Source organism: Zobellia barbeyronii, assembly GCF_018603515.1.
Taxonomy (GTDB): Bacteria; Bacteroidota; Bacteroidia; order Flavobacteriales; family Flavobacteriaceae; genus Zobellia; species Zobellia barbeyronii.
This window is the reverse complement of the sequence record NZ_JACATN010000029.1, coordinates 1-400: the sequence shown is the minus strand read 5'-3', so window position 1 is coordinate 400 and position 400 is coordinate 1. Positions and strand designations below refer to the sequence as shown.

At 30.8% G+C, this 400-nt stretch carries 1 protein-coding gene; it reads left to right on the top strand.

The features are described 5' to 3' along the window. Positions 1-234: 234 nt before the first annotated feature. Positions 235-375: a hypothetical protein gene (locus HW347_RS20595; protein WP_214610714.1), complete on the top strand. Its 141-nt coding sequence runs from the start codon at positions 235-237 to the stop codon at positions 373-375. Positions 376-400 lie beyond the last annotated feature (25 nt).

Sequence of the window (400 nt, the reverse complement as noted above, 5' to 3'; positions counted from 1 at the left end):
AAATTTCAAAGGTAAAAAGAATAAATAATCAACCAATATAAAAATCAAAATTATGAAATTAATCAATTTAACAGTTAGCGAATTAACAATCGAGGAGAAAATGGAAATAGATGGGGGGAAATACAACCATGTTATGGGCATAATATTCTTTCCTGTTTATCAAATCGGTTATCTTTTGGGTAGTTGTTAGTCAAAAAATTAAAATAATTATAGATAAACTTTAAAACAAACATTATGGAAACCTATAACGAAAACAAACTAAGAACAATAGACCAGCAAGATGCACGAAATATCAACGGTGGCGATTTCGGAATCAGCATTTTAATTGCTTTGTGCGGATTTGCACTTATGGCAGGGTATAGCGACGCCAGATAAAAGGCTATTGTCAAATTTAAAGAGA